We start from the raw sequence: 7,330 nt of genomic DNA, 5'->3' as shown, positions 1-7,330 counted from the left end.
AAAGAGATTAAACTAAAAAACAACTATAATTAATAAAAAGACCCGGATTTATTTTAATAATAAACCGGGTCTTAAGTAATAAATTTACTCAGAAACAGATGAAGCTGTTAACCAATCATTTACTATTTCAGGATTTTCATTAACCCATTTTTCTCCAGCTTTTTCAGGGTCCATACCTTCTGCAATCCAGCCCATAACTTCACCTAATTGACTACTGTCCATTCTGAAATCATGTAAGAAGGTTACAATTTTGGGGTTTTCTTGTGCTAATTTAGGGTTGTGAAGAGTATATACATTTTCAGTTTCTCCATATATTTTATCAGGATCATTTAAAAATTTAAGATCAAAACGTGCAAATTTATAATGTGGCTTCCAGCCTGTTACTACTACCCATTCTTCATTTTGAATAGCTTTTTTAAGTGATCCAACCATAGCTGGTCCACTACTGCTAACTAATTTAAAGTTATCAAGTCCGTAATGATCTAAAGCTTCTCTAGTTGCTTTCATAACACCTGCTCCAGGATCTATACCTATAATTTCACCATCAAATTTTTCCTTATTTTCTTTAAGTTCTTTTATTGAATCAATATCAACATAATCAGGAACAACTAATCCAATTCTTGCTCCCAGGTAGTTTACACCTGTTTTTATTATTTCATTCTCATATTTATCTACATAACTTTTATGAGTCATAGGAAGCCATCCTCCAAGAAAAAAGTCAATATCTCCTTCAGCTAAGGCAGCATAAACCGGTCCTGCACCAACCATTTTAGTTTGAACATCTAAATCTAATTTATTTTCAAGTATTGCTTTAACAACATTAGTCTCTGCAACTGTTCCAGCCCAATTAACATAACCAATTTGTATTGGATCATCGGCAGCCTGAACCTGATTATTATAAAAACCCAGCCCGGTTATAACTAATGCTAACAATGATAATGTAATTATTGATGTTTTAAGATATTTCATTTTTAAATTCCTCCTTTAGAGTAATTTAAATTAATAAATTTTTAAAAATTGAAAACGATAAATAGTATGAGTGAAAATGAGTGACTATGAGTAATAATGTGTATCATTGAAATAAAATTAGATATAAAAATTGCCTAAATTCTCAATAATACTTCTATATTCTCCTTTATGCTCTTTGATATTATAACAAAATTAATTAATAAATCAAGCTTATAGTAGTAATAATAAAATTAAAAATATTAAGAAAATTAAAAAAATAATTTAATTATTATTATATAAATTTAAAAATTGTTCTTAAATATAGTTATTAATTATAGTTTTAATATGAGTTTTTAAATGATCGGTGGCTTCTTCAGGAGTATATTCTACACGATTATTTATTATTAAGGTTAACATGCCATGATAGGCCAGACGAATTCCTTCATCTACCAATTTTGCTTCTTTTTCACTGAAAAATCCTTTATCTATACAGGGTTGAATAGCAATTTGAGCTCTTTTTGATAAATCTGATTCCAAAAGCATTGGTAATAAATTGTTTGGTGCATTATTTAATTCTTCAGGAAATAATTTATAATAATTTCTAATAAGATTTTCAGATTTATCACCTAAATTTTCCGAAAAAATAGCATAATAAATTTTTGGATTTTTAAATGAGTGAAGTGAAAAATACTCCCACATTTTCATTAATCGTTCTACAGGATTATCGCTATTTTCAATATAAGAGGGCATTTCAACTACATAATCACTAATAAAATTAATTGATGCAAAAAAGATTAATTGTTTACAATTATCAAAGTAATTATATATGGTCGCACTATTAAAGCCAGCAATGTCGGCAACTTTTCTAATAGTTACATTATCAATTCCTTCATTTTTTATAACATCAGTTGTAGCATTTATGAATTTTTTTAACATCTTTTTCTTTTTTTGGTCGTCTTTATTTATATTAATCATTTTTATCACCTCTTTTAAGAAATTAAGTATAATAAATTAGTACTGTAGTATAGGATATAATATAATAGATTCAAATTCAAATGCTGTTACTTGACAAAAACAAGAATTTAGTTTTATAATAAATACATGCAAAATGCAAATAATTTGCAAAAGGAGTGATGAAATTGTTTAATAAGATAAATTCAAAAATTATTATTCTATTTACTTTTGTTTTTATATTTTTAGTTTTTGCCAGTTTTTTTAGTAATAGTATTTATGCAAAACAATCCAAAATACAGGTTATTGCCGGTATTACTCCCCTAAAAACTTTTATTGATAAAGTTGGTGGTGAAAAAATTGATTCTTCAGTAATGATTCCACCTGGTTATAGCCCGGCAAATTATGCACCATCACCATCTAAATTGAAAAAAATAAGTGAAGCTAATTATTATTTTACTTTCCAGATGCCTGCAGAAAAATCAAATATACTACCTAAAATAAAAAAGTTTAATAAAGATATAAAATTAATAAAACTTGATAAAATTACTTCAGATAAATATGAGCCAAGAAAATTCAGTGATGGTGGTGTTGACCCTCACATTTGGATGTCTACTAAAAGAGTAAAATATATTGTAGAAGTTATAACTAACAAATTAATTGAATTGGACCCAGATAATGAAGATTATTATCAAAAAAGAAGTAATGAATATTTAACTAAATTAAATGAGATGGATTTATATATAAAAGATAGACTTAGTAACTTAAAAGGAAAAACTGTTTTAATTTATCATCCTGTATTAGGTTATTTTACTGAGGAATATGGACTTGATTTAAAAGCTATTGAAAAGAATGGTAAAGAAGCAACTCCAAAAAGGTTACAGGAGTTAATAGACTTTGCCAAAAATGAAAATATAAAAACAATATTTCACCAAGCAACAATTGATAGTAAACAAACAGAGGTTATAGCTTCTGAAATTGATGGAAAAACAGTAGAAATAAACCCTTTAGCCGAAAATTATGTAGAAAACATGAAAAAGATTGCTGATTTGATTGTTAACTCTTATAAATAATTTATTAGAGGTGATTAAATGATTGCTCTGGAAATAAAAAATTTGTTTGTTGAATATGGAGAAAATCAGGTTTTAGAAGATATTAATTTGAAAATACCCGATAAACATTTTTTGGGAATTATAGGTCCTAATGGTGGAGGGAAAAGTACTTTACTTAAAGCTATTGTGGGTTTAATTGATTTTAAAAAAGGAGAAATAAAAATATATGGGAAAGAACCAAAAGAACTAAATGGTCTTTTAGGTTATGTTCCCCAGGCTTCACAATTTGATAAAGATTTTCCTATTAATGTTGAGGAAGTAGTCTTATCAGGTATACTCAAAGACAATCTAAAATTATTTAAAAAATATAATAAAAAAGATTATAAAAAAGCAAAAAGTATAATGAAAAAATTAGATATTTATAATCTGAGAAACCGTCAAATTGGACAATTATCTGGAGGTCAACTCCAAAAAGTTTTAATAGGAAGAGCTCTAATGACTGAACCCAAAATATTGCTTTTAGATGAACCAACTGCCAGTATTGATGCCAGTTCTACTACTCAGATATACGAATTATTAAGTGAAATAAATAAGGATATGACAATTATAATTGTTAGTCACAACATGGAAGCAGTTGCCAGTTATTTGGATAGTGTGGCCTGTTTAAATAAAAAACTTTATCATCATCATGAAAAACAATTAGATCCTGAAACAGTAAAAAATGTTTATGGTTGTCCTGTAGATTTAATAGCACATGGTATGCCTCATAGAGTTTTGGGTAATCATAACCATAATCATAAGGCAGGTGAAAAAGTTGATAGAAGCAATAATTAATTATAATTTTATGCAAAATGCGGTTATGAGTGCTTTTTTTGCAAGTATTATCTGTGGAATAATTGGTACAATAGTAATTGAAAAAAATTTAGTAATGATGAGTGGAGGTATTGCTCATACCTCCTTTGGTGGGATTGGGCTTGGATATTATCTTGGATTTGAGCCCCTGATTGGAGGTTTAGCTTTTGCAGTTTTTTCAGCTCTTTCTATTGTGAAAATAAAAAATCAAATTAATACAAGATCAGATACTCTTATTGGTTTATTTTGGTCTGTAGGTATGGCCCTGGGGATTTTGTTTATTTCTTTTACTCCTGGTTATCCACCTACTATGTCTACTTATTTATTTGGGGATATTTTAACTACTTCCAGGCTTGATGTAATTTTTGCTGCTATTTTAGCATTTTTTATTCTGTTCATAATTAGTTCTTATTATAAATACTGGAAAGCCTATTTATTCGATGATGAATTTTTGTCAGTTCTGGGAATTAATACAGGATTTATGGAATATTTTCTATTTATTTTAATAGCCTTTTCAATTGTTGTAGTAATTAAATTGGTTGGAATTATTTTAGTAATTGCTTTATTAACTGCTCCAGCTGCTATAGCAAGAATTTTTACTTATAGTTTAAAAAAGATGATGGCAACTGCTGTATTTTTAAGTATAATGTTTTCAGCTATAGGTCTATATCTATCCTATAATTTTGATATACCTTCAGGAGCAACTATAATTTTACTTGCTGGGGGAAGTTATCTGTTTATCGCGTTATTTAAAAATATACGAGAAGGATAATTATAAAAAGTGAGGTGAATTTATTTTATGACTGATAAGGAATTGAAAAACAAATTAAAAGATAATAATATTCAGGTTACAAAAACCAGGTTACAAATTTTAAGTATAATTGATAAAGAAAAAAAGCCTCTAACTGCAACAGAAATAAATAAAATTGTTGAAGAAAAAAAATATAATATTCGTTTATCTACAATATATAGAAACTTAAAATTTTTTACTAAAAATGAGATTCTAAGACAATTAAATTTTTATAGTGATGAAAAGCGGTATGAAATGTTAGAAGAAAAACATCATCAACATTTAATATGTATAAAATGTGGAGAAATTTTGCCAATTAAATGTCCTTTAGCTAATTTTGAAAAAGAAATTGAAGAAGAAACTAATTATGTAATAAAAAATCATGATATGGAAATGTATGGGGTTTGTCCTGAATGCCAGGATAACAATTTTGATAAATCAAAGTAGGTGACGAAATGAAAATAGATGATCCAGATTTAAAAGAAGAAATTGTTGAAACTGAATCTACCAAAAAAATTATATTTAAATTGGCCTGGCCGGTAATTGCCGAAAGATCTTTAATGACTTTTACAAGAATAGTTGATATGATGATGGTTGGAAGGATAGGAGCAGCAGCAATTACAGCTATTGGTCTTTCTATGCAACCTTTATTTTTAATTCAGGCAATTGGAGCTTCAATTAGTGTTGGGACAACAGCATTAGTAGCTAGATTTGTTGGGGCAAAGGAAGAAAAAAGGGGAGGAAAAGTTTTACAACAATCTCTACTAATAGCAAGTTTTTTGGCTTTTGTTTTACTTGGATTATATTATTATTTTGCTAAAAACATAATAACAATGATGGGAGCTGAAGGTGAAGTAATTAGGCTTGGAACAATGTATTTACAAATTTTAGCTCCTGGTATGTATTTTATGTTTTTAAGTTTTATGGTTTTTGCTGCATTAAGGGGTGCTGGAGATACTCAAACTCCAATGAAGATTAATATACTGGTAAATATTTTAAATGTAATCGGAAATTATGCTTTAATATTTGGTAATTTAGGTGCACCTGAACTTGGTTTTATGGGAGCTGCAATAGCTACAAGTGTTTCAAGAGGATTAGGTGGTGTTTTAGTTATTATTCATGTTTTTCGTAAAACTTCTGTTATTACAATAGTAAAGAAAAATTTCTTTACTATAGATTTTGAATTAATTCAAAGGGTTTTAAAAGTAGGACTTCCTGCTGCGATGGAACAATTTGTAATGAGAATCGCTCAAATTTTTTATGTTCGTTTGGTTGCTGGTTTGGGTACTATTGCTTATGCATCTCATCAGGTTGCAGTAAATGCAGAGTCTTTATCATATATGCCTGGATTTGGAATGGCAGTTGCAGCAACAACACTTGTGGGACAAAATTTAGGTGCAAAACAACCTGAACAGGCTGAAGAAAGTGCTTTTGAATCCTGGAAAATAGGATCAATGATAATGGGAGTTATGGCTCTAGTATTTTTGATTTTTCCAGAATTTTTAATGAAGCTATATACAGATGACCCAGAGATAATAAGGTTGGGAGTTAGAAACTTAAGAATAGTTGCATTTGCTCAAATACCGATGGGAACTCAATTTATTTTTGCTGGTGCTTTAAGGGGAGCAGGAGACACTAAGTCAGTTTTTTATAGTACAGCAATTTCAAGTTGGATTGGAAGATTGGGAATGGCATATATATTTATAAATATTTTTAATTGGGGACTTGTAGGTGCCTGGCTGGCAATGGTTATTGATTGGAGTATAAGAGGTGGATATGTTTTTTTAAGATTTAGATCTGGTAAATGGAAAAAAATAAAAGTATGATAAAAAAATATATTTTGAGGTGATTTTGTGAATAATAAATTATTATATAGTATGCTTATAATTTTAGTTATAATGTTTGGTTTTTTATTTATTACCAATCAAAATACTTTAAATTCTCAGGATGAAACTTTAAAGAGTACAATAAATTTAAGTGCTCAGGAAGAAATGGAATTTTCACCAGATAAAGTTAAAATAATTTTGGGAGTAGAAACAAGGTCGGAAAAATTAGAAATTGCTAAAAATGAAAATAATAAAAAAATAAATGAGATCAAAAATATTTTAACTAAATACGATCAATTGGAAATAGCAAATATATCTTTTAATATTTACCCAGTTTATGAAAAAGAAGAAGAACAACAGAAAATACAATATTATAAAATTAGAAATATGTTAGAAATAAAAAGCTATAATTTAGAACTTATTTCAAAAATAATCGATGATAGTTTAAAAGTTGGGGCAAATACAATATACAATCTACAATATTCATTAGAAAATGAGGTTAAAGCAAGAGAAAAAGTAATAGAAAAAGCTTTATTTAGCTTAGAGAATAAAGTGAAATATATTAAAGATAATCTTAACAAAAATGAATATGAATTAATAAATCTAACTGTTAATGATAATTTACAGGGAAGCACTTTATATTTTAATAATATGAAAACTAGCATAAATGAAAGTTCTATTAATTCAACCAATATTGATCCAAGTAAAATAAAAATTTCTGTAAATCTCAGAGGAGAATATATTTTAAGTGAATAAGATTTATTTCCCTCCTTAAAAATAAATAAGCAATTATGCAGGAAAAATATTACTTATTATCTAATTATTATATAATAAGTAATAAGGAGGGAAATTATGAATAATAAAAAATACTGGATTGGTTTAAGTAAACTTGAAGGACTTGGCCCTATTTT

General features: G+C 27.7%; 8 protein-coding genes. 6 read left to right on the top strand and 2 right to left on the bottom strand.

All coding sequences use genetic code 11. The features are described from left to right. Window positions 1–84 precede the first annotated feature (84 nt). Window positions 85–969 (bottom strand): glycine betaine ABC transporter substrate-binding protein, encoded by an 885-nt coding sequence (locus VJ881_05340; GenBank protein HKL75474.1) that lies wholly within the window; start codon window positions 967–969, stop codon window positions 85–87. A 294-nt stretch (window positions 970–1,263) separates the two neighbouring features. Then, window positions 1,264–1,923 (bottom strand): TetR/AcrR family transcriptional regulator, encoded by a 660-nt coding sequence (locus VJ881_05335; protein HKL75473.1) that lies wholly within the window; start codon window positions 1,921–1,923, stop codon window positions 1,264–1,266. Window positions 1,924–2,087: 164 nt separating this feature from the next. Here VJ881_05335 and VJ881_05330 point away from each other — a divergent pair, with 164 nt between their 5' ends. The 6 genes from VJ881_05330 to VJ881_05305 are packed head-to-tail and all read left to right on the top strand — an operon-like array spanning window position 2,088 to window position 7,175. Beyond that, window positions 2,088–2,972 (top strand): zinc ABC transporter substrate-binding protein, encoded by an 885-nt coding sequence (locus VJ881_05330; protein ID HKL75472.1) that lies wholly within the window; start codon window positions 2,088–2,090, stop codon window positions 2,970–2,972. 18 nt (window positions 2,973–2,990) lie between these two features. Beyond that, window positions 2,991–3,785, top strand: coding sequence for a metal ABC transporter ATP-binding protein (locus tag VJ881_05325; GenBank protein ID HKL75471.1), 795 nt, complete (start codon window positions 2,991–2,993; stop codon window positions 3,783–3,785). Then, window positions 3,766–4,575 carry a metal ABC transporter permease gene (locus tag VJ881_05320; GenBank protein HKL75470.1) on the top strand — a complete coding sequence of 270 codons (810 nt, stop codon included), beginning with the start codon at window positions 3,766–3,768 and terminating at the stop codon, window positions 4,573–4,575. Before VJ881_05325 ends, VJ881_05320 begins: the two co-directional genes overlap by 20 nt. 27 nt (window positions 4,576–4,602) lie before the next feature. Continuing rightward, entirely contained in the window at window positions 4,603–5,040 is a 438-nt protein-coding gene (locus VJ881_05315) for a Fur family transcriptional regulator (protein ID HKL75469.1), read from the top strand. An 8-nt stretch (window positions 5,041–5,048) separates the two neighbouring features. Next, window positions 5,049–6,419 carry an MATE family efflux transporter gene (locus VJ881_05310; GenBank protein HKL75468.1) on the top strand — a complete coding sequence of 457 codons (1,371 nt, stop codon included), beginning with the start codon at window positions 5,049–5,051 and terminating at the stop codon, window positions 6,417–6,419. A 27-nt stretch (window positions 6,420–6,446) separates the two neighbouring features. Then, the gene (locus VJ881_05305; GenBank protein HKL75467.1) at window positions 6,447–7,175 is read left to right on the top strand and encodes an SIMPL domain-containing protein; all 729 of its coding nucleotides are present in this window, start codon (window positions 6,447–6,449) and stop codon (window positions 7,173–7,175) included. The last annotated feature ends 155 nt before the right edge of the window (window positions 7,176–7,330 follow it).

It is taken from the genome of Halanaerobiales bacterium (assembly GCA_035270125.1).
GTDB lineage: Bacteria > Bacillota > Halanaerobiia > Halanaerobiales > DATFIM01 > DATFIM01.
This window is presented reverse-complemented; position numbering and strand designations above follow the sequence as displayed.

Coding starts and splice junctions, on each gene's coding strand:
- VJ881_05335 (HKL75473.1), bottom strand. CDS start 1,923: ATGATTAATATAAATAAAGACGACCAAAAAAAGAAAAAGATGTTAAAA.
- VJ881_05310 (HKL75468.1), top strand. CDS start 5,049: ATGAAAATAGATGATCCAGATTTAAAAGAAGAAATTGTTGAAACTGAA.
- VJ881_05340 (HKL75474.1), bottom strand. CDS start 969: ATGAAATATCTTAAAACATCAATAATTACATTATCATTGTTAGCATTA.
- VJ881_05325 (HKL75471.1), top strand. CDS start 2,991: ATGATTGCTCTGGAAATAAAAAATTTGTTTGTTGAATATGGAGAAAAT.
- VJ881_05315 (HKL75469.1), top strand. CDS start 4,603: ATGACTGATAAGGAATTGAAAAACAAATTAAAAGATAATAATATTCAG.